The sequence below is a fragment of the Pseudomonas sp. FFUP_PS_473 genome (assembly GCF_002858665.1).
GTDB classification, from domain to species: Bacteria; Pseudomonadota; Gammaproteobacteria; order Pseudomonadales; family Pseudomonadaceae; genus Aquipseudomonas; species Aquipseudomonas defluvii.
This window is the reverse complement of sequence record NZ_PJQQ01000001.1, coordinates 179,360-202,729: the sequence shown is the minus strand read 5'-3', so window position 1 is coordinate 202,729 and position 23,370 is coordinate 179,360. Positions and strand designations below refer to the sequence as shown.

Annotated in this window: 21 protein-coding genes; 14 read left to right on the top strand and 7 right to left on the bottom strand. The window is 60.4% G+C overall.

The window, feature by feature from the left end:
- The first annotated feature begins 14 nt into the window (after window positions 1-14).
- Window positions 15-1,277, top strand: coding sequence for a gallate dioxygenase (locus tag CYD26_RS00990; RefSeq protein ID WP_099775021.1), 1,263 nt, complete (start codon window positions 15-17; stop codon window positions 1,275-1,277).
- Window positions 1,278-1,429: 152 nt separating this feature from the next.
- Window positions 1,430-2,677 (top strand): OprD family porin, encoded by a 1,248-nt coding sequence (locus CYD26_RS00985; protein WP_102051589.1) that lies wholly within the window; start codon window positions 1,430-1,432, stop codon window positions 2,675-2,677.
- Between the two features lie 39 nt (window positions 2,678-2,716).
- On the opposite strand, the gene CYD26_RS00980 is transcribed toward CYD26_RS00985, so the two are convergent.
- A complete protein-coding gene (locus CYD26_RS00980) occupies window positions 2,717-3,925 on the bottom strand; it encodes a LysR family transcriptional regulator (protein WP_099775025.1) in 1,209 nt (402 codons plus the stop codon).
- A gap of 157 nt (window positions 3,926-4,082) precedes the next feature.
- On the opposite strand from CYD26_RS00980, the gene galB reads away from it, so the two are divergent.
- From galB to CYD26_RS00965, 3 genes are read left to right on the top strand one after another with little or no spacing between them, the layout of a single operon-like run.
- Window positions 4,083-4,817, top strand: coding sequence for a 4-oxalmesaconate hydratase (galB, locus tag CYD26_RS00975; RefSeq protein ID WP_102051588.1), 735 nt, complete (start codon window positions 4,083-4,085; stop codon window positions 4,815-4,817).
- The gene (locus CYD26_RS00970) at window positions 4,814-5,530 is read left to right on the top strand and encodes a 4-carboxy-4-hydroxy-2-oxoadipate aldolase/oxaloacetate decarboxylase (protein ID WP_102051587.1); all 717 of its coding nucleotides are present in this window, start codon (window positions 4,814-4,816) and stop codon (window positions 5,528-5,530) included. The genes galB and CYD26_RS00970 overlap by 4 nt, the downstream gene beginning before the upstream one ends.
- A 2-nt stretch (window positions 5,531-5,532) precedes the next feature.
- Window positions 5,533-6,609 (top strand): 4-oxalomesaconate tautomerase, encoded by a 1,077-nt coding sequence (locus tag CYD26_RS00965; protein WP_102051586.1) that lies wholly within the window; start codon window positions 5,533-5,535, stop codon window positions 6,607-6,609.
- Between the two features lie 107 nt (window positions 6,610-6,716).
- Here the strand turns inward: CYD26_RS00965 and CYD26_RS00960 are convergent, their stop codons facing one another.
- Window positions 6,717-6,998: a DUF3303 domain-containing protein gene (locus tag CYD26_RS00960; protein ID WP_065757618.1), complete on the bottom strand. Its 282-nt coding sequence runs from the start codon at window positions 6,996-6,998 to the stop codon at window positions 6,717-6,719.
- Between the two features lie 386 nt (window positions 6,999-7,384).
- On the opposite strand from CYD26_RS00960, the gene CYD26_RS00955 reads away from it, so the two are divergent.
- The 3 genes from CYD26_RS00955 to CYD26_RS00940 all read left to right on the top strand — a co-directional run bounded on the left by CYD26_RS00955 (window position 7,385) and on the right by CYD26_RS00940 (window position 10,706).
- Window positions 7,385-8,737: a hypothetical protein gene (locus CYD26_RS00955; RefSeq protein WP_099775032.1), complete on the top strand. Its 1,353-nt coding sequence runs from the start codon at window positions 7,385-7,387 to the stop codon at window positions 8,735-8,737.
- A gap of 419 nt (window positions 8,738-9,156) precedes the next feature.
- The gene (locus CYD26_RS00945) at window positions 9,157-9,732 is read left to right on the top strand and encodes a TetR/AcrR family transcriptional regulator (RefSeq protein WP_083199713.1); all 576 of its coding nucleotides are present in this window, start codon (window positions 9,157-9,159) and stop codon (window positions 9,730-9,732) included.
- Window positions 9,729-10,706, top strand: a complete 978-nt coding sequence (locus tag CYD26_RS00940; protein ID WP_065757619.1) for a DMT family transporter — start codon at window positions 9,729-9,731, stop codon at window positions 10,704-10,706. The genes CYD26_RS00945 and CYD26_RS00940 overlap by 4 nt, the downstream gene beginning before the upstream one ends.
- 72 nt (window positions 10,707-10,778) lie before the next feature.
- Here CYD26_RS00940 and CYD26_RS00935 read toward each other — a convergent pair whose 3' ends face one another.
- The 3 genes from CYD26_RS00935 to CYD26_RS00925 form a co-directional block, all read right to left on the bottom strand.
- Complete coding sequence (locus CYD26_RS00935) at window positions 10,779-11,240, bottom strand: hypothetical protein (RefSeq protein ID WP_102051585.1); 462 nt, start codon at window positions 11,238-11,240, stop codon at window positions 10,779-10,781.
- 128 nt (window positions 11,241-11,368) lie between these two features.
- Complete coding sequence (locus CYD26_RS00930; RefSeq protein WP_099775038.1) at window positions 11,369-11,818, bottom strand: hypothetical protein; 450 nt, start codon at window positions 11,816-11,818, stop codon at window positions 11,369-11,371.
- Between the two features lie 43 nt (window positions 11,819-11,861).
- Window positions 11,862-12,074 (bottom strand): glycine zipper 2TM domain-containing protein, encoded by a 213-nt coding sequence (locus tag CYD26_RS00925; protein WP_102051584.1) that lies wholly within the window; start codon window positions 12,072-12,074, stop codon window positions 11,862-11,864.
- 249 nt (window positions 12,075-12,323) lie between these two features.
- Between CYD26_RS00925 and CYD26_RS00920 the strand changes: the two genes are divergently transcribed.
- The 5 genes from CYD26_RS00920 to CYD26_RS00900 all read left to right on the top strand — a co-directional run bounded on the left by CYD26_RS00920 (window position 12,324) and on the right by CYD26_RS00900 (window position 18,600).
- Window positions 12,324-12,608 (top strand): hypothetical protein, encoded by a 285-nt coding sequence (locus tag CYD26_RS00920; protein ID WP_102051583.1) that lies wholly within the window; start codon window positions 12,324-12,326, stop codon window positions 12,606-12,608.
- 250 nt (window positions 12,609-12,858) lie between these two features.
- Window positions 12,859-13,365 (top strand): sigma-70 family RNA polymerase sigma factor, encoded by a 507-nt coding sequence (locus CYD26_RS00915; protein ID WP_176717381.1) that lies wholly within the window; start codon window positions 12,859-12,861, stop codon window positions 13,363-13,365.
- A gap of 23 nt (window positions 13,366-13,388) precedes the next feature.
- On the top strand, window positions 13,389-14,432 hold the full coding sequence (locus tag CYD26_RS00910; protein ID WP_256587485.1) for a FecR family protein: 1,044 nt from the start codon (window positions 13,389-13,391) through the stop codon (window positions 14,430-14,432).
- A gap of 242 nt (window positions 14,433-14,674) precedes the next feature.
- On the top strand, window positions 14,675-17,434 hold the full coding sequence (locus tag CYD26_RS00905) for a TonB-dependent receptor plug domain-containing protein (RefSeq protein ID WP_256587922.1): 2,760 nt from the start codon (window positions 14,675-14,677) through the stop codon (window positions 17,432-17,434).
- A 29-nt stretch (window positions 17,435-17,463) separates the two neighbouring features.
- Complete coding sequence (locus tag CYD26_RS00900) at window positions 17,464-18,600, top strand: cytochrome-c peroxidase (protein ID WP_256587921.1); 1,137 nt, start codon at window positions 17,464-17,466, stop codon at window positions 18,598-18,600.
- A gap of 32 nt (window positions 18,601-18,632) precedes the next feature.
- Here the strand turns inward: CYD26_RS00900 and CYD26_RS00895 are convergent, their stop codons facing one another.
- Window positions 18,633-19,073: a CopD family copper resistance protein gene (locus CYD26_RS00895; protein WP_102051582.1), complete on the bottom strand. Its 441-nt coding sequence runs from the start codon at window positions 19,071-19,073 to the stop codon at window positions 18,633-18,635.
- 10 nt (window positions 19,074-19,083) lie between these two features.
- Complete coding sequence (locus CYD26_RS00890; RefSeq protein ID WP_102051581.1) at window positions 19,084-20,271, bottom strand: NnrS family protein; 1,188 nt, start codon at window positions 20,269-20,271, stop codon at window positions 19,084-19,086.
- Between the two features lie 188 nt (window positions 20,272-20,459).
- On the opposite strand from CYD26_RS00890, the gene CYD26_RS00885 reads away from it, so the two are divergent.
- On the top strand, window positions 20,460-23,360 hold the full coding sequence (locus tag CYD26_RS00885) for an HD domain-containing phosphohydrolase (RefSeq protein WP_102051580.1): 2,901 nt from the start codon (window positions 20,460-20,462) through the stop codon (window positions 23,358-23,360).
- Window positions 23,361-23,370: the final 10 nt, after the last annotated feature.

Genomic DNA, 23,370 nt, shown 5'->3' with positions numbered 1-23,370 from the left:
TAAAGGAAACTCACATGGCACGTATTATTGGTGGTCTTGCGGTCTCGCACACCCCAACCATCGGCTTCGCAGTCGATCACGATAAACAGGACGAGGCAGCCTGGGCGCCGATTTTCCAAGGCTTCGAGCCAATCAAGGCCTGGCTGAAGGAACAGCAACCCGATGTGCTGTTCTACATCTTCAATGACCATGTCACATCATTCTTCTTTGACCATTACGGCGCCTTCACCCTGGGTGTCGACGAGCGCTACGACGTGGCTGATGAAGGTGGCAACCCACGTGCGCTGCCGCCCATCAGGGGCCATGCGGCACTGTCACGGCACATCGGCGAAAGCCTGATGAGCGATGAGTTCGACATGGGCTTTTTCCGCGACAAACCGCTGGATCACGGTTTCTTCTCGCCCATGTCGGCCCTGCTACCCTGTGAACCCGACTGGCCAGTGGAAATCGTCCCCCTTCAGGTCGGCGTCCTGCAGTTCCCGGTTCCCAGCGCAGCGCGTTGCTACAAACTGGGCCAGGCCCTGCGCCGCGCCATCGAGAGCTACCCGCAAGACCTCAAGGTTGCGATCGTGGCAACCGGCGGTGTGTCGCATCAGGTGCATGGTGAGCGCTGCGGCTTCAATAACCCGCAGTGGGATGCCCAGTTCATTGACCTGTTCGTCAACGACCCGGTGCGCCTGAGTGAAATGACCCTGGCCGAATACGCCACACTCGGCGGCATGGAGGGTGCAGAAGTGATCACCTGGCTGATCATGCGCGGCGCGCTGTCATCGACGGTGAAGCAACTGCACTACGACTACTACCTGCCCTCCATGACCGGCATCGCCACGCTGCTGCTGGAAAACCAGGCGCGCCCAGTGCCGGCCGAACTGAACGCACGTCATCTGCAACACATGGGCCGTCAACTGGCCGGTATCGAGAAGCTGGAAGGCACCTACCCGTTCACACTGGAACGCAGTGCCAAGGGTTATCGCCTGAACAAGTTCCTGCACCGCATGATCGAACCGAACTGGCGCCAGCGCTTTCTGGACGCACCCGAAACCCTGTTCGAGGAAGCCGGGCTGAGCGAAGAAGAACGCGACCTGCTGCGCCGACGTGATTGGCGGGGATTGATTCACTACGGCGCGATCTTCTTCGTCCTGGAGAAGCTCGCCGCCGTCCTCGGCATCCCCAACCTGCACGTCTATGCAGCCATGCGCGGGCAAAGCCTGGAAGACTTCATGAAAACCCGCAACCAGCAAGTGCTGTACTCGGTCGCAGGTAAAACCGCACGCTGATCCATGGGCGGGGCCCGCGCGAAAAGGCGAAGGCCCCTACCCCCACCCGCTGCACCAGCGCCCGCCCAGGCCACCCTGCAACAGCCCCATTCGACCTGCCCTGCAACGGGGCGGCGGGCCACGCTTTGCTCAAAAAACGGAGAACAACAACAATGAAAACAACCGTCACCCCTCGCTTGCTCTGCACCCTGGCGATTGCATCTGCACTGCCACTGGAGGGGTTCGCAGAGGGTTTCAGCGATGACGCCAGTGCGACACTGACCCTTCGAAATTTCTATCTGAATCGAAACTTCGTCGATCAGACCAGACAGGGCAAGGCCGAAGAATGGACGCAGAGCTTCATTCTCGACGCCAAGTCTGGCTTCACCCAAGGCACCGTCGGCTTTGGCCTGGATGTACTCGGCCTTTACAGCCTCAAGCTCGATGGCGGCAAAGGCACCACCAACACCCAGCTACTGCCGGTACATGACGACGGTCGGCCTGCAGACGACTATGGACGCCTGGCCCTTGCGGCGAAGGCCCGCGTATCGAAAACCGAACTGAAAGTCGGCGAGTGGATGCCTGTGCTGCCGATCCTGCGCGCCGATGATGCACGGTCACTGCCGCAGACCTTCCAGGGCGCCCAGATCAGCTCGCGGGAAATCGACCACCTGACCCTCTACGGCGGGCAAATCCGCGGCAACAGCCCGCGCAACGACGCCAGCATGGAAGACCTGTCGCTGTTCACCCGTACCGCGTACACCACTGACCGGTTCAACTTTGCAGGCGGCGAATACCGGCTGAATCAGGACCGCACGTTGATTGGCCTGTGGAACGCCGAACTCAAGGACATCTACCAGCAACAATACTTGCAACTGCAGCACTCACAACTGCTGGGGCGCTGGGTATTGGGCGCCAACCTCGGCTATTTCTGGGGCAAGGAAGACGGCAGCGCGCGGGCTGGCGAACTGGACAACCGCACCGCTTCCGGGTTGTTCTCCGCCAAGTACGGCGCCAGCACCTTCTATGTCGGGCTGCAGAAAGTCATGGGTAAAGACGAGTGGTTCCGCGTCAACGGCACCAGTGGCGGCGTGCTGGCCAACGACAGCTTCAACTCCAGCTACGAAAACGCCAGGGAGCGCTCCTGGCAACTGCGCTACGACCACGATTTCGCCGGTTTCGGCGTACCGGGCCTGACCTTCATGACCCGCTACATTCACGGCACCGACGTGCATAACAGCAGCACCACGGATGGCACCGAATGGGGCCGCGAGAGCGAACTGACCTACACCGTGCAAAGTGGCAGCTTCAAGGCCCTCAACGTCAAATGGCGCAACTCCAGCATCCGCCGTGACTGGGGCAGCACCAACAGCTTCGACGAGAACCGTCTGATCATCAGTTATCCGCTCAGCCTGCTCTGATCCACCCGCAACAGGCTGGCCGAACGTTCGGCCGGCCTGTTAGCCATCCACCTGCTCGCGAATCGCCTGGCGAATGATCGTCATCATGACCTGCGCGGCGGGCGAATGCAGGCAACCACTGCGGTAAGTCAGGCCAATGGCACGGGTAGTCTGCTTCAACTGCACCGGCAGGATGCACAGCGCCCCCGAGGCAATGTCCTGCTCCAGTTGGTGGGCGGACACAATGGCCAGCATGTCCGAGCGCAGCAACAGCCCGCGAATGATCGCCAAGTCGCCACTTTCCACCACCGGCCAGGGCACGGCCAGGCCCGAGTCGGTGAACCACGCGTCCAACAATTGCCGCGCCGGCGAGCCGGCCCGTGGCAACACCCAGTGCGCCTCACTGAGCGCTTCGCGTCCAACCGGCACGCTGCACAGCGGGTGGTCACGGCGCGCCAGTATGACCATTTCCTCCGTCAGCAAGGCCTCGCCGACCAGGTCCGAGGCATAGTCGGCCGAACGCAAGGCCCCCAGAATGAAATCGACATCGCCGGCCCGCAGTTCGGTGGCCAGCAGGTCGAACGGGCTCTCGTTGGTGATCACGCGAATGCCGGGGTGCGCGGCCGTGAGCCGAACGATGGCGTCCGGCAGTATGCGGGTACGCCCCAACGGCAGCGCGCCGACATGCACCACACCCTGCAATGTGCCGCGCATTGCGGTGATATCGGCCTGAATATGCCGCAGTTCGTTCAGCGCACGACGGATCGGAAAGACAATCTCGTGGCTGGCCCGCGTCGGTTGCAAGCCCCGTGGTGTTCGCTCGAACAGCGATTGCCCACAACCACCCTCCAGCACCTTCAGCGCCGCACTGACGGCAGGTTGGCTCAAGCCAAAATGGCGCGCCACCGTCTGCATGTGGCAGGTCTCGCAGAGTTTGACGAACACCTGCAAGCGCCGGGCCTGGAACAGGTAGAGCGGCTCGACCGCTTTGCCCGCTGCCCCCTCCAGCAGGCGTGGCACCGTCTCCAGCTCCGCCAGGACACGCCGTGCTCGGGGCAGCACCCGGGCGCCATAGTCGGTCAGGCGCATGCCGTTGACATGCCGCTCAAACAGCGGCACCTCCAGGCGCGCCTCCAGCTCGGCGATTGCCCGCGTGACCACGGACTGCGCCCGGTAAACAGCCTCGGAGGCCTTCGACACGCTGCCCAGTTCAGCCACACGAACGAACGCTCGCACCTGCATCAGGTTTGGAAGCTCATCAGCCAACATTCGTGCTCATACCTTCTGGAAGTCTCATACTGGCGGAACTATGCCCCTGCGTCTTGAGGACATCAATAAGAAAAACGCATACCTCGAACAACTGAACGCATTATTCGCCAGTGGCGCTGAGTGACATGCTTTTCAAAAAGCAGGAGGACACCTCGCCATGATCGATGTACAGAAAACCGCACTGGTCGTCAGCGCACATTCCGCCGATTTCGTCTGGCGCGCAGGCGGCGCCATCGCCCTGCATGCCGCACAAGGCTATGCCGTACATATCGTCTGCCTGTCGATGGGTGAACGCGGTGAGTCCGCCAAGCTGTGGCGCAAGGGCGACATGAGCGAGGAGCGGGTCAAGGCCGTGCGCCGTGACGAAGCCCTGGCAGCAGCAGAGGTGTTGGGAGCCAGCGTCGAGTTTTTCGACATCGGCGATTACCCGATGCGTGCCGATACAGACACCCTGTTTCGCCTGGCCGATGTGTTCCGTCGCGTGCAACCGGCCTTTGTCCTCAGCCACTCGCTGAAGGACCCCTACAACTATGACCACCCCTTGGCCATGAACCTGACCCAGGAGGCGCGCATCATCGCCCAGGCCGAAGGCTACAACCCCGGCGAGAAAATCCTCGGGGCACCGCCGGTCTACAGCTTCGAGCCGCACCAACCAGAGCAGTGCGAGTGGCGCCCGGATGTGTTCCTCGACATCACGGAGGTCTGGGACAAGAAGTACGCTGCGATCCAGTGCATGGCCGGTCAGGAACACCTCTGGGAGTACTACACCCGCGTGGCACTGCAGCGGGGCGTACAGGCCAAACGCAATGTCGGCATCACCTCTAGTCGCAACATTGTCTACGCCGAGGGTTACCAGAGCCTCTTTCCACGGGTTACGGAGCACCTGGCATGAGCGCACTGATCGGAAAAACCGGGATTGTCGTACGCAACGCCCCCCGTGCCGACGCCGCGCTGATCGACGAACTGGGGCGCTTCGGCGTAGCCACGGTGCATGAAGCACAAGGGCGCAAGGGGCTGCTCGGCGCGTCGCTGCGGCCCATCCAGCAAGGGGTGTCGATCAGCGGCTCAGCCGTCACGGTACTGGTGGCGCCGGGCGACAACTGGATGTTTCATGTCGCCGTCGAACAGTGCCGGCCAGGCGATGTCCTGGTCGTGGCACCCAGTTCACCCTGCACCGACGGCTATTTCGGCGACTTGCTCGCCACCTCGCTCAAGGCACGCGGTGTACGCGCACTGGTGATCGACGCCGGCATCCGTGATAGCCACACACTGCGTCAGATGGGCTTCCCGGTCTGGTCCAGCGCCATCAACGCCCAGGGCACGGTGAAAGAAGTGCTGGGCTCGGTCAACCTGCCGCTGGTCTGCGCCGGCCAGTTGATCAACCCCGGGGATGTTCTGGTGGGCGACGACGATGGCGTCGTGGTCGTACGCCACAACGAGGTGCATCAGGTCGTAGAGGCCACGCGCAAACGCGCCGACCTGGAGGAGCAAAAGCGTGTACGCCTGGCCAATGGCGAACTCGGCCTGGACCTCTACAACATGCGCCAGCGCCTGGCCGAAAAGGGCCTGCGCTACGTCGATAGCCTGGATGAACTGGAGGGCTGAGCATGAGCCAGGTACGTATACCTTGCCTGCTGATGCGCGGTGGCACCTCCAAGGGTGCCTACTTCCTGGCCAGCGACCTGCCCAGCCAACCGACACAGCGCGACCGCCTGTTGCTCGCGGTCATGGGCTCACCGGACAAACGCCAGATCGACGGTATTGGCGGCAGCGACCCGCTCACCAGCAAGGTCGCGATCATCAAGCCGTCTGACCGACCCGATGCCGACGTTGACTACCTGTTCGCTCAGGTACTGGTGGATGAACCACGGGTGGATTACGGCCAGAACTGCGGCAACATTCTTGCGGGTGTCGGCCCGTTCGCCATCGAAAAGGGGCTGGTCGCGATTCACGCAGCCATCACCCCGGTACGGATCTTCATGGAAAACACCGGGCAAGTCGCGGTCGCGCAGGTACCGACACCGAACGGCGCCATCTGCTACGCCGGCGAAACCCGGATCGATGGCGTACCTGGTCAGGCCGCGCCCATACTCATCGAGTTCGCGGATGTCGCCGGTTCCAGTTGCGGCGCGCTGCTGCCAACCGGCAATGCGCGGGATGTCTTCGACGGCGTCGAAGTGACCTGCATCGACAACGGCATGCCGGTCGTGCTGGTGCGCGCCGCAGACCTGGGCTGCAGTGGTGAGGAAAGCCCCGAGCAACTGGAGGCAAACACGCTGCTGAAGGCCCGCCTTGAGTCGATCCGGCTGCAGGCAGGGCCACGTATGAACCTGGGTGACGTGAGCGCGCGCAATGTACCGAAAATGTGCCTGGTCGCACCGGCGCAGTCGGGTGGCAGCATCAGCACCCGCTCGTTCATCCCCCACCGCTGCCATACCGCTATCGGCGTGTTCGGGGCCGTGAGTGCGGCCACCGCCTGCCTGATCGAAGGTTCTGTCGCACACTCCATCGCGCACCTACCGGGCGGTGAGGTAAAGCGAATATCGGTGGAGCATCCAACCGGCGAGTTCAGCGTCGAGATCCGCCTGCACAACGGCCAGATCGCCGGCTGCGGCCTGATCCGTACCGCCAGGCTGTTGTTCGAAGGAAGGGTCTGTGTACCGGAATCGCTGTCGCAGCAGTGAGCAGGAACGATGGGGTCGCACTGTGGTTGCATGCCAGCCAGCAAAGGGAGCGCTGGGCTTCAGCGACCCGACGGTACCTTTGCCAGCGGCATTGTGCCCGTCACGGGCTATTTGTTGGCGATCACTGCGGCGAGTAACGGCGCCGCCTGCTCATCGGTCAGTGCAGGGTGAATCTCCATGCTCATGAGATCCGTCCATTCAAGTGCCCACTTTTGCATCAGCGCGGCATCGCTGGCTTCTGCGATACCGACACCGGTCATGCGGCCGATGGCATGCCAGCGCCCCAGCAGGGTCACACCTGCGGGTGGAGCGCCTCCCGTCTTGAGAAACCGCTCGATTGCCGCGTTACGACGTTCCGACGAAATTGACCAACTGACAATGAACAACATCGGCCACCTCCTGCCAGGGATTGGCACCTGTTTTTCGGTTCGCGCACCGAGCCCGCCTAACAACCCAGATACGCTGCGGTTTGTACCGTTTGTACCGTTTGTACCGTTTGTACCGTTTGTACATTGCTCCTGAGTGAACTGAAACACTGCTCCCTTGTGAAGGCATAGCAGCCGCGAGCATTGACCGTACGACCACTGATCCTCTTTCCACGCCGCAGCGCTGGCAGCTCCAGTGTGCTTTACTTCTGCCACCCGAGCGCTGAATGCTTGTGGAGCGTACAGCGCATGGCTTGCGAGTACACTCTGACGACAAGTATTGGGATACCAAGGTTGCAATCAGCGCGACAGGTGGGGCGTGTCATTGACCAGCCTTGGGGGAAACAGCGATGCCTAAGTTGGTTATACCCTTGCCCGACAATGACGCAGCGTTTCTTTCGACGGCCGCCGCTGCGGCGGCTCTTGCAGGAGTGCCTATCGAAACCCTAAACAGTCAGTGTTTTTGCATCAGCCTGGATAAAGACGCCCTGCGCGAGACCCTGGAGTCGACTCTCGGTCAGCCTGGCTTGTTTGAGCTTGTGCAGCAACGCTGCCCCCACCTATTTGCCGCCCATCCGGTCTTTATCGCACCGGCCCACTTGGATCGAATGGCGCAGGTCGTGCGCGCGGTCGAATCAGTCGTTGCACTCCCGGCTTACCGAGAGGAAGTGCTGGCTCACTCTCCTGCTATCGCACGACATGACCCAGGTGGGGCCAAGGGAGTGTTCTTTGGGTATGACTTCCATGTCACCCAGAACAATTTCGGCCTGATCGAGATCAACACCAATGCGGGTGGGGCGATGCTCAATGCAGTGTTATCAAGAGCGCAGCACGCCTGCTGCCCGGCTATAGAGCAGTTGCTGCCACCATCAAGAAGAGCTGAGGTAATTGAGAGCAGCATTAGTGCAATGTTTCGTCAGGAGTGGTCACAGTATGGGCGGGACAAACCGTTGCGCAGTATTGCCATTGTCGATGAGACGCCCAAGCAACAATACCTGTACCCAGAGTTCCTGCTGTTCCAGCAGTTGTTCCAACGCAACGGTATAGAAGCAGTGATCGTCGACCCCTCCGAACTGAGCCTGAGGGATGGACAGCTTTGGCATGAACAGTTGGCCATCGACATGGTCTACAACCGTTTAACCGACTTTTCCCTCGAGGCCGTTGGCAATGCCACACTGCGCCAAGCCTACCTTGAACGAGCCACGCTACTCACACCACACCCGCAAGCCCATGCCTTATACGCAGACAAACGCAATTTGGCCTTACTCTGTGATGCCCAACGATTGAACGCATGGAAGGTTCCACAAGCGACCCAAGATCTATTACTGACCAGCATTCCGCATACCGAAGTCATCACGGCAGAAAATGCTGAGCGCCTTTGGCAGGAGCGCCGGGGGCTGTTCTTCAAACCTTGCACCGGATTTGGCAGCCGGGCAGCCTACCGTGGTGACAAGCTCACCCAGCGGGTCTGGCAGGAGATTATTGCAGGTAGTTATGTAGCCCAAGCCTTGATCCTGCCAGGCCAAAGAACCCTATCAGCCGAAACGACAGTCTCAGTGCTGAAGTTCGACGTTCGTAACTACGCCTATGCTGGCGAGGTACTGTCAGTGGCCGCACGGCTATACCAAGGCCAGACAACCAACTTCCGTACATTGGGCGGCGGATTTGCTCCTGTGTATCCAGGCCCACAAACAGCGGGTTGACGCATAGGCAGTCCTGCAGCTCATACGCTGATAAATACGGCGGGACAGCAAAGTACCAAGCGGTCAGCCCAGGGCATTGGGTCGGCCAAACCGGCGTGCAAGTCCAACCCTCAGTCGATGCACTACGCCATATTCAACGATCACGGCAGTGGTTTACGACTTCAGTCCGAGAAGCGCGGACGAACATTCCCGCAACTTCCTTGGTCAGTGGAGCGCCAAGCTAGAGTGCGACGATTTTGCTGGTTGCAAAGCAAGGAACTCGCGTAGCGAATTTTCTGATTGGCCAATCCTGCGATTTACCGCTGCGCAGGCATGCTGCGGCCAGTGTCGTAACGGCCGTGATTCAGGTCGTATTTGGATGCGCCTCGATCTTACCGGTCAGTATAGTCAACGCCATCCCTATGCCGGAGCACCTTAAATTGGACAATACCCGTGAGCGCTTGATTGACGCGGCGATGAAGCTGTTTCTGTCACAAGGTATATACATGACGGGGGTGATGGCCATTGCCGCGATGGCGGGTGTTACCAAGATGACGCTCTACAGCCATTTCCCTTCCAAGGATGCGCTGATAGTGGCTTGCCTTGAAGAACGTGACCGACGCTGGCGCGAAGAGGTAGCGCGCACCTTGGCAGGGCATCCTGAGCCGGTCAGTGGCATGCTCGCGTTTTTCGATTTGTATCAACGCTTTCTTTTGCAAGATAGCGAGCGTGGGTGCCTGTTCGTCAACAGTGCGGCTGAATTCCCGCAGTTTAGCCACCCTGTGCATTTGGCAGTGAGTAGACACAAGCAAGGGATACGCGAAAATCTTACTGCCTTGGCCATGAGCGCCGGTATAAGCGACCCTGACGTAGTTGCTGAGGGGCTGTTTGTCTTGCTGGAGGGCAGTTTTGTCAGCGGCGCCATGGGCCAGGACGTGCGGGTATTCGACACTGCCCGGCACGTAGCTCATTGCTGGATCCGGAAGCAGCAGGGCCAGCAGGAGCAGAGCGTATGATCCTAGGCTTGTTAGCAGCCATTGCCGCTACTTTTTCATGGTCGCTGCTCTATATCTTTCCGAGTTTGGTCGGCGATTACAGCCTTTTTGATCTGGCCGTGGTGAGCTATGCCTTTGCCGGTTTAGGTAGCCTGCTCGTGCTGTTTGTTTACCGTAGCGAAGTGCGGCAATTGCAACTGAGCGACTGGGCCATTGCCGCATTGCTGGGCTTCTTGGGCTACATCGGCTACTTCTTTCTGATCACCACTGCGGTCTTGGCAGCTGGGCCGGTGATCCCTCCGGTAATGATGGGGTCAGTACCGATCGTGCTCGCGATTGCCGGCAACATGCGAAGTTCCAGCGTGCCCTGGCGCGCCATTGCCGGGCCGCTGCTGGTCGCGGCTTTGGGCATCAGTTTGGTCAACTTGAGCGTGTTTGATTTCAGCGCCGCAAAGGTGGCGCTCCCGACCAATTCGATACTGCTCGGGCTGCTCGCATCGTTAATGGCCATTGGATTTTGGACAGGTTTTGGCCTGCTGAATGAAAGTGCTTTGGCTCAACGCCCACGCATGTCGCCCATGTTGTGGTCAGCCATGCTGATCTTCATGTGCAGCGTCGAAATGCTGGCCTTCATCCCAGTTGGGCTGTACTTGAAACTCTCCCACTTCGCTAGCCATCCGAACGGGTTAGCAGGTACTCAGGCGCTAATCGTATGTGGGTTAATTCAGGGAGTAGGTGCCACCCTTGCAGGTGCCTGGGCGTGGTCAATCGCAACGCGGCGCCTACCTCTAGCTCTAAGCGGGCAATTGATCGCCAGCGGAACCATTTATGCAACTACGATGGGCCTTCTCATTGACCAACGATGGCCCTCTCCTATGGAAGCAGTTGGGACAGGATTGTTATTCGTAGGGGTGGTGTGGGCTATTCACGCCTTTTATCGCAGGCAAACACGCCTCGCGACGCATGGCGGGATAACTGATCTTGGCCAAAACTAATGCGACCGTGCCGATATGGGCATTGCATGTGTCCACTTTGGTTTGATTTGGCGGGGCACTGACGCTTCAGGCTTACGGTGTCACTTGATAGCCGCGCTGCTGCATGCACGTGCTGTAGGCAGAGGATGTACTGGCGCTGTTCTGGTCCGCATTGCGCCGGTCTTGGCGCCGGTCCTGGCGCTGCCGCGATCCACCGACCGCCATCCCGGCCACCGCGGCATTCTTGGCCTGGTTCTGCCGGTAGTCTTGCTTTACATCATCGTCGACCCGGTCATACACCTCGTCATGCTGACGCATACGCGCCCCGGCAACCGCCGCCCCCGCGACCGCGCCGGTAGCGGCACCACGGGCACGACCACCCGATTGCGTAGTGTTGGTGCTGCTGACGCTGCCAGCCTGTGCCTGGCAGGCGCTGATGTCCTGCTGGACAGTCTCCGGGGACTGGCCCTTGAGCGGTGTAACGGTCTCGGCCGTGGCGCCAAGGCAAAATAGCGAGAGGAGCGTTGCTACGCAGGGAACAAGGGCGGTTCTCATAAGGGCTCCACTGTCATTTAGCGTGGTCTGAGGATTGAAGTCTAGCGCGACAGCTCGACCATACCCCTACGGCTGGACCTACGGTCTCAAGGGCACCGCGCGGACGCTTCGCGATAGCTGCCCCTGCGCTACTCACTCCAGTGGAAGTTAACCGTGCCGGTTGACGTGCCGGCGAGCGCAATGCTGCGCCGCTGTTCACGGCCATCGGTGCGGGCAATCACAAGGTATTTGTCTGCCGGCAACTGTACATACACCAGCGGCCCTACCTGACTCAGCGACAGTACAGGCTTGCCACTTTCAGTCTGAATCACCAGATCGACATTGCTGACGTACTGGTTAGCGGGCCCCGTTGAAAAGGTCAGGTGCAGGTTATAGCCCTTCGTCTGCTGAAGGGCCGTCGACTCGTCCAGGCCAATGCCTCCGCTGAGGTAGCGGATTCCGTTCTGCTCCTGAGGTTCCAGTTGTACCGCCGAGCTATCGACTGTTTCTTCAGTCGTCGCGTACAGCATCGCTGAAGACAGCCCGAGCAGCAGCGCCAAGGCAAGCCTTGAACGTGTCAGTTTATGAGTGAATATCATGATGACGTGCTCCTTGATGCGCTAGCGCGCATAGGGGTGACAACTACTTGGCTTCGTGGCCGATGATTCCGCCAATCGCGGCGCCGCCGACAGTGCCCATGGTGCTGCCCCCGGTCAAAACGGCACCACCGACAGCGCCAACGCCCGCGCCAATGGCCGTGTTACGCCCCTGTGTCGACATGCTCGGACAGCCACTCAGGCTGGCGAGCAAAGCCACCATCAAGGCGCTATACGTGAATCTGTGCAAGGTGCTCATACTGTTCTCCGAGGAGTACTGGCAGGGATCTACCTATGACCCAGCATGCGCGTGCCCGTCCGCCAGCGTCTGTGCGCTAGTACACGTAGGCCTATGTGTTTCAGCGAACAGACCCTGTGTCGCCAATCCCTCAGACTCAGGAAACGGAACGACACGGTGCCGGTTCGACACCGCGTTCCGATTGGCTCCGAGGCGTAGCGCGAGCAAACGCCCTGCGCTGCCCTGCACTCACGACAAAGGACGTACACCATGGTCATTCATTTCAAGGTCGCCGGGCATCTCGCCTGCGGCCATCACGGCGACAACCTCAGCGCCACACTTGAGCTTTCAAAGGTGAAATGCCGCAGTTGCCGTAACACCGATGCCTTCAAGGCAGCCCGCAGAGACCTGCGTAACGCCACGCGCCGTTCCACACGACACGCAAAGGGGGCTCACGCCATCAATGACTGGCGCGCGGATTGGCGGGCAAAACTCGCGGCGATGCCCGGTCGTCAGCGACTTCCAAGGGGCTTCCACGGTCAATCATTCGCCTAGCAATGCAGGTGGCAACCGTTGGCCGGATGCCTCGTTTCGTCAGGGTATCCGGCTCACACGGGTGTCGAGCCAGACTGTGACGTTCCTGCAACAACGGTGGCAGCAAGGCTCAGGCACTCGCTGCCCCGTACGCTCGACCGCGAAGCCTGTAGACATCATCCGTCAAAATCATATTTGATAATGATTATCAACACGACTACTATCGCCACGCCTGATCGGGCAGTCATTGTGTTTAACAAGCGTGGTCGTTGTGTCAGAACACCGTCAAAAACTTGAACTTTACCTCTCACACCGCAAGGCGCTGGTGGAGTATGCGTCGCCAATCGTGGGCTGTCGGTCCAAGGCTGAAGACGTGGTTCAAGAGGCCTGGCTGCGTTTCAATGACATCAACGCCGATCGAACACCCTTGGCTCAGCCCGTGGGTTACCTCTACCGTATTGTGCGTAACCTCGCCCTTGACCTGAATCGGCGCCTCTCCCGGGAAAACCGTCACCCGGCCAGTGAGGACGAGCTCGAAGGGTTGCCTTCTGAAAATCCTTCGCCAGAATGCGAAGCCCTCTACAGCGATGAGTTGCAGCAGCTTCAAAATGCCTTGGCCCAATTACCCGAGCGATCTCGCCAAGCGTTTGTCATGCACCGCTTGCACGGCATGACCTTCAAGGACATCGCACAACGCCTGGGCATTTCCTTGAGCCTGGCCCATCAACTCGTTCGGGACGCCCTCACCTACTGCGCGGAGCAATTGAGCGATGACTGACAACACGCCAGCGGTACGCCTGCATGCCATTGCAGCAGGTGTTGCCCACACGACCTGCAACGCCCGTGCTTGAGCCTCGCGCCGAAACACCCGCGGCGGTGAACAGTCGTCCTGGGGATCCAGTCTGGGAAACGGCGCTGGACTGGTTCCTGCGCGTGCAGGAAAACCCTGCCGACCAAGCCTTGCACGATGAGCTGCAGGCCTGGCTTGAGGCGTCCCCTGCGCATTTGCGAGCCTATCGCAAGGCCGAGAAAGTCTGGCGGATAAGCGGGCAATTGATGAGCAGCCCCCTGCTCGATTGCCCTTTGCCTGCGCCGATCACCCCACCAGGCGCACGACGTCGCTGGCTGCGCCGCATGGTCGTCAGTGGCGCCGTGGCCGCCTGTGCGATGCTGTTGGTGCTCCCCGACTGGCAAGGCAACACTGCCGACTACAGCAGTCCTGTCGGCGAGCACCGCCAGGTCATCCTGAGCGATGGCAGCGTGGTGGAACTGGACAGCGGCAGCGCTATCGATGTCCAGTTCAGCGCCGATAAACGCCAGGTAACCTTACTGCGCGGGCAAGCGTTCTTTTCCGTCAAGTCCCAGCCTCAGCGCGTGTTCCAGGTATCCGCCGAGGCGATAACCGTCACCGTCACCGGCACCGCCTTTGCCGTCGAGGTGTCGCCCGACACCATTGATGTGAGCGTGGCAAACGGCTCGGTCAATGTCGAAGACCAACGTGGTCATGGCGCCACACTGGAACCGCTCAAGCCAGGCCAGCGCATCAGCTTCTTGCGTCAGGACCAGAGTATTCAACGCGCCTCCATCCCCGTGGAGCAGATTGCGGCCTGGCGCCACTGGCAGATGTTGGTGATCGATCAGCCAGTGAGCGACGTCGTTGCACGCTTGCGTCCTTACCAACCTGGGCTGATCGTCCTCAACGACGAGGCGCTGGGCAAACGCCGGATCACCGCCGCGCTCGACCTGCGCTCGCCACGGCAAGCGTTGCAGGCAGCCATCGCCCCCTTGGGCGGCCATGTGACAACGTTGAGCCCCTACGTACTGATGGTGTCCGGCGCCGACTGAGTCGGTGCACTCCCCTCGCTGCGCCAAGCCTGAGCCTGAGCCTGAGCCTGAGCCTGAGCCTGACAATCGCCGTTTCATCGAATCGGCGATTTTTTTATTTATTTCTGGAAATTACGAGAGGTCGAGCGTCATTAACCTGAAGGCTACTGAAAACTATTCGCATTAGCGAACCTGAATTTCACGTCACAGGTACACGAATGTCCCGCTCGAAGCGCTCTGTCTCCTCTACGCCGCAGTCTTTCTTGCCCAAATCCAGTGTGCTCGCCCTGCTGATGGCGCTGCCATACCTGGCGCACAGCGCGCCCACAGCGGCCACCACGGAGCTGCTGGCACCCTCGGCATACCGCACCTATTCGTTCGACATACCTGCCGGCTCACTGGGCAACGCGCTGATGCTGTTTGCCCAACAATCGGGCGTGCAGGTCAGCGTCGAAAGCGCATTGCTGCAAGGGCTATCCTCAGGGAGAGTCAAGGGCCAAATCAGCCTCGAACAGGCACTGGCGCAACTGCTCACCGACAGTAACCTTGCCTGGCAACACAGCGCAGACAACGCCGTCTCGATCCATAGGCGCGAGGCGGTCGATGTGCTGCAGTTGGACAGCACCCGCGTCAATGGCCAGGCCGCTGAGTATCAGGCGGACAGGACCATCGACCGACGAACCATCGAATCACTGCCCAGCGGTAACGGCGACATCACCAGCCTGCTACGAACCAATCCCAGCGTGCAGTTCGACGACGGCCAGCTCTCGGGCAAAAGCCCCGGAGAGATCAGCCCGGCCAACGTCAGTATCAACGGCGCCCGTTACTGGCAGAACCTGTTTGTGGTCGATGGCATGAGCATAAACAACGATATCGACCCTGGTTCGACAACCAACAGTTATGACCAGGTTGAAGGCCGCAGCCAGGGGCTGGCACTGGACACTGATCTGCTGGATGAGATCAAGGTTTATGACAGCAACGTGCCGGCCGCCTATGGCGGTTTCAATGGCGGGGTGATTGAGGCCAATACCCGTAACCCCAGCAAGGAACTGCACGGCAAAGTGTCGACTCAAATGACCCGCTCGTCCTGGACCCGTTATCACCTGGACAAGGACGACCCGGACCTGGATGAGTTCGAGGCAGGATATGGCACAGGCAATCAGCCGGAGTTCGACAAAGTCATCACCCGCGCCACGCTGGAAGGTCACCTGACCGACACGTTTGGCTTGATGGGCAGTTTTTCGCGCAAGGACTCCACCATCCCGACCCGCACCTTTGCCTTGAGCCACAACTCGGCTCAAGCCAGTGAGGAGCAAGAGCAGACGCGCCGCATCGACAACTACTTCTTGAAGTCGGTCTGGCAGATCAACGATGACTGGGGCCTGGACGTCAGCCTGACCCACGCGCCGGAAACAGCGCATACCTATGGCAACAATGCCTTGTATTCGGCCAGGGACACCACGGCAGGCGGCGAAAGCATCGCAGCACGCTTGGTATGGAACGCCCCTCTGGCCAGGGTCGAGCAGAACCTGAGCTGGAGCCAACTGGAAAACTCCCGCTCGTCCGAGTCTGACTACCTCATCGCCTGGCGCTCTTCGACCACCAAGAACTGGAGCAACTCGACCACAGCCAGTGAAGGTGGCCTGGGTGACATCGAGCAGGAACAGAAAAACCTGAGCTACAAGCTCAAGGCCGACTGGAACAGCTTCCGCACCTTTAGCCTTGAGCACACGCTGCAAACCGGCCTGGAGCTGTCACACAGTTCAACAGCCTATGACCGCTCTTCGCCCTATACCAGCTACGCCGTTTCAGGGATGACCAAGACCTCGACCTGTGTTGGCGACGACCCGCTGTGCTCGATCGGCAAGACCGTCAACGGCTGGGATGGGCAGTACGCAAAAACCAAAACCGTCACCCAAGGCAAAATTGACTTCGATACCCGCGCCTGGGCAGTCTTCCTTCAGGACGACATGCGCTGGGGGCGCTTGAAAGTCAGGCCTGGCGTACGTGTCGACGCCGATGACTACATGAATGCGACCACGGTTGCCCCTCGCCTGGCGGTGGAGCTGGACGTATTTGGCGACGGCCAGACCCGACTCACCGGTGGTGCCAACCGTTATTACGGGCGCAACCTCTCCGCCTATAGACTGCGCGACGGCGTTGCGGCCCTGCAGAGCAACTACACACGTGCCAGCCAGACGTCGGACTGGGTCTACACGTCCCGCGTGGCCAACGGCGCCAAATTCAACGAACTGGATGTACCCTACGACGATGAGCTGACCCTGGGCCTGACACACATCCAGTGGAACACCGAGTTCGCGCTGAAGTACGTCAACCGCAAAGGCCATGATCAGATTTCACGGGCCTGGGGCGCCCAGATTGGTCAACCCAGTACCGATACCCAGGTACTGGCCAGCAACTACTTCACCTATTACAACGGCGGTGAGAGCGAGTCCGATATCTACACCCTGACCATCACCCCGCTGCGCGACTTCGCCTTGTGGGGCACACGCAGCAGTGGCCAGCTGGCGCTCGACTGGACCGAAGTGCAAAGCTCAGGGTTGTCCGATTACACCACCAGCATTGGCCTGCTGTATGTCGACGATCCCATCATTCAGTACCAGGGCACCTTCATGAACTATTCGGACCGCCCTGCCGAGAACTACAACCGGCCCTGGACCGTACGCCTGACTACCCTCACTGAGATCCCCCAACTTAACCTGAAATGGGGCAACTTCCTGCGTTACCGCGATGGCTACCGGCGCATTGCCGGCACCGGTGAAACGGTCGCTTACAACGGCCAGCAGGTACGCGTCTGGGAAGAAACCGATTATGCCGCCGCACTGACCTGGGACACCCGACTGGCCTGGGAACTGCCTACTGCCAAGGATCAGGCTCTGTTCGTCAATCTGGACGTGAGCAACCTGCTGGATAAAGCCATTGTCAGCAACACAGACAGTGACGACATTGCCACTTACGAGGTGGGCCGCCAGTTCATGGTTGAAGTGGGGTACCGGTTTTGAACGCACCTGCAGATGGACGCCCGTTTGACATGAAGCGACCGCTCAGGCGCACCTTCCTGACTGCGGCCTGGCTCATGGCCTTGCCGCTGGCTGCCGACCCAGCCGATGCCGCCGAACCCTGCGAAGCCGTAGCAGGAACACTGCGCGCCTATCAAGCCTGTATCGGCCAGCTGTACCGTCAACCTGTCGCGCAATGGCCCGCGCCGCAGATTGACCCGGACGTGTCCTGGGAAGAAATGGGCCCCTTGCCTGAGCTGGCCCCCTCTCCGCCCGAGAACCCCTACACGCAAGCCAATGCGGCCTTGGGTGAGCGTCTGTTCAACGACCCGAAACTGTCCCGCTCCGGCCAGATCGCCTGCGCCTCCTGCCACGAACCCGACGAGGCGTTTGCAGACGGACGCCGGGTTTCCTTCGGCCACGACCGTCAAAGCGGTCGGCGCAACGCCCCCAGCGTGGTGATGAGCGGCTTTACCCGGCACTTGTTCTGGGACGGTCGCAGCAGCAGCCTTGAGGCCCAGGCACTACGCCCCATCAACGACCACGTCGAGATGGCGTTCACCACCGACGAACTGCTCTCACGCCTGAACGCTGACGCCGAGTACCCCGGCCTCTTTGATCAGGCCTTCGCCAGTAAAGGCACGGTCACGGCTGAACGCATTGCGCAGGCACTCGCCACCTACCAGCGCACACTGGTGACCGCTACCCGCAACACCGCGTTCGAGCAACTCCTGCGCGGTCGACCACAACGCATGAGCGACGAGCAACTGCATGGCCTGCACCTGTTCCGTACCCAGGCTCGCTGCATGAACTGCCACTTCGGCCCGAGCCTGAGCGACGATCAGTTCCACAACCTGGGGCTGACCTATTACGGCCGCAAGTATCAAGACCTCGGACGCTACGAAGTGACTGGCAACGTGGACGATGTCGGTGCCTTCCGCACACCGTCACTGCGCCTGCTCAGCAAGACCGCACCGTGGATGCACAATGGTCTGTTCGTCAACCTGGAGGGCACCATCGCCCTGTACAACAGCGGCATGCCTCGACCACGACCGGCCGAGCAACAGAAAAACGATCCGCTGTTTCCCAAGACCAGTGATCGCCTGAAGCCGCTGGGGCTGGACATGGATGAACGCCGGGCACTGATACGTTTTCTCGAAACGCTGTAAAACCAGCGTTTGAGCAGATCTGAGGCCAGGCATCACACGTTCAGCAGGAACATGGCCTTGGCCAGAAACAGGATGCCGAGCATGTGCAACAGCACACTAAGATGGAGCCGCCGTGATCGTGATGCGGTCATGCGGCCGGTGCGCATCAGGTACACCACGCCGATGAACTGCACGAGGATACTCAGGGCCAGGCCGATTTTCAGCGCCATCATGGTCCCGAGGCTGCTGCCCAAGGGATTGTGCAGCACCGCGCGATACTGCCAGGCCAACCCCAGGCCTGCACCGTAAAGCACCGGTATCACCCAGCGCATGACACTGCGCGCACGCAGGCCCAAGGCTTTGGACAACTGCTCGCGCGGGGCCTGCTCCAGTTGTCGGGTCACCCGACTGAGGATCATCACCTCAAAAAAAACACCGCCAATGAAAAAGGCTGCCGCCGTCAGGTGGATAAACTTCAACAACAGGTAACTCATAGCGTCTCCATCAGCCTGGGTGACCATCAGCACGCGTGCGCCAGAGCATGGGCGCATAGCAGAAAAGGTACTGGGCAAACGCCCCCGCCCAGCAGGCAGCCGCCAGCCAAAGTGCCGGCTGGTGCCAGAAACTGACCGCCAATACGCGAAACAGGCTGCCCAGGTTGAGCAATACGAATGCCCAGGCAAACCCCTGTGGCAGCACCAGAGGACGCCCGGTATGCCCCAGCGAGACACGCGCCAACATGGCCAGGATCAACCCGCCCAAGGCGCCGACCGTGAACGCATGCAACGCCAGGCTTACACTGCCGAGCAGGCCGAAATGCCAGAGCGCCATGCCAAAGCAGGCCATTGCCAACCAGGCATACGCCACATGCAGTGACCACAACAACGGCTCCTTCAGCAGGCCACGATCAAACCAGCGCAACAGACGAATACCATGCCCCGCGGCCAAGGCAATAAAGACCAACCCCAGCCAGGCGTGCACCTGCAGCGCAAGCCCCGACGCATACAGGATCGCCAGCGAAACCGTGACAATCAGCAACGCCCAGTCCAGCCAGGCCCAAGGCTGAACGGCAGCCGCACGCCCGAGCCCCCGTTGGGTGAAGAATGGAATCACCCGCCCGCCGATCAACCCCATCATGGCGGCGACCAGCCACACTGCCGCCCAGACGCCTTGGCGCTGCCAACCGTCGTTTGCCTGCTGCAGCCCGAGCTGCGTCAACAGGTCGGCCCCCAACAGCAACACCAGGACCGCAACAATCGGATAGTTACGGGTTTGCCGTACCGCCCACAACTGATACGCCATGACCAGGGCCACACAGGCAAAGAACATCAGGTTGGCCGTCATCAGCAACGGTGGCGACCCCGTCCACCATGCCAGCCGAGCCGCCAACCAGATCACCACCAGCACGCCCAAGGACTTGCCAGACAGGCCGGGGCGCCCCGTCCAGGTCTGTACCGCAGTCAGCAGAAAACCGGCAATGATCGCTCCGGCAAAACCGAAGACCAGTTCATGTCGATGCCAGGCCAGCCAACCGCCCAGGGGCTGCGCTGTAATGCCATCCCCCAGCAAGGCGAAAACCCAGAGGGGCACGGCCAGGGCGGCCAAGGTACTGCCAAGCAGAAAAAAGGGCCGAAAACCCAGGCGCAATAATGGCCACGTGCTCATGGCCTGGCGTTTATCGAGAATCTGCATGGTTTCTCCGGGAGGCAGGCCGTTCATCCACCTCAGTCTCGCAGCTCTATGCCCATGTCGCCATGACAGACATCAAGCATTGGGCCACAGATTTCGCCACCTGCTCACCTTGTTCTATGCGACATGGCGGCAACCTTGATCATCAGCGCCTATAGTCCAATCTCCTATCGCTGACAGGGAAGCGTGCGATGCCATCGCGTCGAATTCCACTTTATGTCCACATTGCCTACCTGTTCGTTGGCCTGCTGCTGACCTTCGCCATTCTCAGCAACGGCTATCAGTTTCTGCAGAACCGCGAACAGATGGTCAGTGGCGCGAAAAAACACTTTGAACTGGTCCGTCAGCTCGCCATTTCCGAACTGGACGCCCTCTACCGGCCCACGGTGAGTACGGTGTCATTACTGGCCCATCAGCGCCTGATGCGTGCGCAGACGCTCGAGGCACGCTTGGATAGCCTGCAGTTTCTGGCCGCCGCCCTGGATAGTCAGCCCGCATTGACTTCCTTGTACATGGGCTACGACACCGGTGATTTTTTCATGATTCGTCCGTGGCGCAATGAAGCCGCATTGGTTCCGCTGTTCAACCCTCCCGCCGGGACACGCTGGATCGTGCAGAGTATTCAGGTGATCGACGGTCAGCCATTGGGTGAGCATCTGTTCATCGGTCAGGACTTTCAGGTGATAGAGCGACGAGCACGGCCGGACTACCGCTACGACCCGCGCGGCCGTCAGTGGTTTATCGCCGCTAAACAGCACGGTGATCTCTACGTCACCGATCCGTACGTGTTTTTCTCCACTGGACAGCCCGGCGTGTCCTTTGCCCATCCCACCGAGAATGGCAGCGGCGTTGCGGGGGCAGACATCACCCTAAGCTCGCTGAACGCACTGATGCTGGAGCTTAAAGCCACCCCGGACAGCCGCATCGCCCTGCTCAACGCCATGGGCGAAGTGCTCAGCTGGCAAAAAGGTGCACCGCAGATGCTTGATGACGGCGCTGGCAAACTGCGTTTACCCCGCCTGGATGAGTTGCAGGCGCCGATACTGCAACGCCTGGTCAGCACACTGAACGAGCGCACAGAAGACGGCCTGAGCTTTCAGGCTGCTGGCGACGACTGGCAAGGTATCCGCATTGCCCTGCCCACGGTCGGCGGACAGACCCTGACACTGTTGATGGCGGCGCCCTACCGTGAGCTGCTGGCAGACGCCATCGCACTGCGCAACCGCGGCATGCTGATTGCCTTGGCCTTGCTGGTCCTTGGTGTACTGATGGCCCTGGCCATGGCGCGCCTGGCGTCCAAACCCCTGCAAGCCTTGACCGCCGAAGCAGAAAAAATCGAGCACTTCAACTTCGACGAGCCCATCGAGGTAGAGTCGCAGATTGCCGAGGTGGTCGACCTGTCTCGCGCCATGGGCAGCATGAAAAACACCATTCACCGCTTCCTTGAGTTATCGATTGCCCTCTCCAGCGAGACCAACTTCCAGCGGCTGCTGGCCCATCTGGTACGTGAAATGCAGGAGATCACCAGCGCCGAGGTCAGCCTGATCTACCTGGCAGATGCTGATGCCACTCGTCTGCAACTGGCCCGTGTTCACTGCCGAAACGGCCCGTTCGACGCAGCGCCTGGCAGTGATATCGAGCTTGCCGTGGCCCATGATCATCCCGTGGTACGGGCCATGCGCACGGCCACACCCTGCGCAGTGTCGGCTGATGAGTTGCAGCGCAACTTTCCGCCGTTCAGCAACATCGATCAGCCCTTGTCATTGTGGGTACTACCGCTGAAGAGCCGGGCAGGCGATCTGCTTGGCGCACTGGCGCTGCTGGTCAACGAGCAGCATCACCCGCTGAGCCCGGAATTGATGGCCTTTGTCGAGGCACTGTCCACAACCTCGGCGGTGGCGCTGAACACCCAGCGCCTGATCGATGAGCAGAAGGTTCTGCTGGAAGCCTTCATTCAGTTGATCGCCGGGGCCATTGATGCCAAGAGCCCCTACACCGGCGGGCACTGCCAACGTGTGCCTGAGCTGACCAAGATGCTCGCACGCGCCGCCTGTGCCGAACGCAGCGGGCCTTTCGCTACCTTCAACCTGACTGAAGAACAGTGGGAGGAACTGCACATTGCCGCCTGGCTGCACGACTGCGGCAAAGTCACGACGCCGGAGTACGTGGTGGACAAGGCAACCAAACTGGAAACCCTGCACGATCGTATCCATGAAATACGCATGCGCTTTGAAGTGCTCAAGCGCGACGCAGAACTGGCCTGCTGGCAGGCAATCGCGGCGGGTGGCGATAGCGATTTGCTGCAGGCCGCACTGGCTGAGCAGTTGCATGAGCTGGACGAGGAATTCGCCTTCGTTGCCCAGTGCAATGAAGGCGGCGAGTTCATGGCCCCGGAGCGCGTCGAGCGGCTACAGCGCATCGCCGCGCGCACCTGGCGGCGTACCCTGTCCGATCGCCTTGGGATTTCCCATGAGGAGAAAGCGCGCAAGAACCTCAACCCGGAGCCGGCACTGCCCGTCGACGAGCCGCTACTGGCCGACAAACCCGAACACATTTTCCCTCGCGGGCCGCGCGAACAGATGCCTGCCGACAACCCTTGGGGCTTCAAGGTCAAGGTGCCCGAACATCTGTACAACCGCGGCGAGCTCTACAACCTCAGCATTGGCCGAGGCACCCTTGTCGAGGAAGAACGCTACAAGATCAACGAACACATCATCCAGACCCTGATCATGCTGGAGAAGCTGCCGTTCCCACGGCACCTGCGGCGCGTGCCGGAGATCGCCGGTGGCCATCACGAGAAAATGGACGGTACCGGCTACCCCAAGGGCCTGACACGCGAGCAGATGAGTGTGCCTGCCAGGATGATGGCGATTGCCGATATCTTTGAGGCGCTCACCGCCGTCGACCGCCCCTACAAACAGGGCAAGACCCTGTCCGAGGCGATCAGGATCATGGGCTTCATGCGCAAGGATCAGCACATCGACGCGGAGCTGTTCGCGCTGTTCCTGCGCTCGGGTATCTATCGTCAATACGCCGAACGCTACATGCCCCCGGCGCTGATCGACGAGGTGGATATTGCCGCCTACCTGTAGCCGCTTGCGT

Bases quoted from the DNA above. Each gene is read 5' to 3' on its own strand.
- CYD26_RS00935 (WP_102051585.1), bottom strand. From the start codon at position 11,240: ATGAGAACCGCCCTTGTTCCCTGCGTAGCAACGCTCCTCTCGCTATTT.
- CYD26_RS00920 (WP_102051583.1), top strand. From the start codon at position 12,324: ATGGTCATTCATTTCAAGGTCGCCGGGCATCTCGCCTGCGGCCATCAC.
- CYD26_RS00925 (WP_102051584.1), bottom strand. From the start codon at position 12,074: ATGAGCACCTTGCACAGATTCACGTATAGCGCCTTGATGGTGGCTTTG.
- CYD26_RS00930 (WP_099775038.1), bottom strand. From the start codon at position 11,818: ATGATATTCACTCATAAACTGACACGTTCAAGGCTTGCCTTGGCGCTG.
- CYD26_RS00910 (WP_256587485.1), top strand. From the start codon at position 13,389: ATGCCATTGCAGCAGGTGTTGCCCACACGACCTGCAACGCCCGTGCTT.
- CYD26_RS00955 (WP_099775032.1), top strand. From the start codon at position 7,385: ATGCCTAAGTTGGTTATACCCTTGCCCGACAATGACGCAGCGTTTCTT.
- CYD26_RS00965 (WP_102051586.1), top strand. From the start codon at position 5,533: ATGAGCCAGGTACGTATACCTTGCCTGCTGATGCGCGGTGGCACCTCC.
- CYD26_RS00980 (WP_099775025.1), bottom strand. From the start codon at position 3,925: ATGTTGGCTGATGAGCTTCCAAACCTGATGCAGGTGCGAGCGTTCGTT.
- CYD26_RS00985 (WP_102051589.1), top strand. From the start codon at position 1,430: ATGAAAACAACCGTCACCCCTCGCTTGCTCTGCACCCTGGCGATTGCA.
- galB (WP_102051588.1), top strand. From the start codon at position 4,083: ATGATCGATGTACAGAAAACCGCACTGGTCGTCAGCGCACATTCCGCC.
- CYD26_RS00900 (WP_256587921.1), top strand. From the start codon at position 17,464: ATGAAGCGACCGCTCAGGCGCACCTTCCTGACTGCGGCCTGGCTCATG.
- CYD26_RS00940 (WP_065757619.1), top strand. From the start codon at position 9,729: ATGATCCTAGGCTTGTTAGCAGCCATTGCCGCTACTTTTTCATGGTCG.
- CYD26_RS00885 (WP_102051580.1), top strand. From the start codon at position 20,460: ATGCCATCGCGTCGAATTCCACTTTATGTCCACATTGCCTACCTGTTC.
- CYD26_RS00890 (WP_102051581.1), bottom strand. From the start codon at position 20,271: ATGCAGATTCTCGATAAACGCCAGGCCATGAGCACGTGGCCATTATTG.
- CYD26_RS00960 (WP_065757618.1), bottom strand. From the start codon at position 6,998: ATGTTGTTCATTGTCAGTTGGTCAATTTCGTCGGAACGTCGTAACGCG.
- CYD26_RS00990 (WP_099775021.1), top strand. From the start codon at position 15: ATGGCACGTATTATTGGTGGTCTTGCGGTCTCGCACACCCCAACCATC.
- CYD26_RS00895 (WP_102051582.1), bottom strand. From the start codon at position 19,073: ATGAGTTACCTGTTGTTGAAGTTTATCCACCTGACGGCGGCAGCCTTT.
- CYD26_RS00970 (WP_102051587.1), top strand. From the start codon at position 4,814: ATGAGCGCACTGATCGGAAAAACCGGGATTGTCGTACGCAACGCCCCC.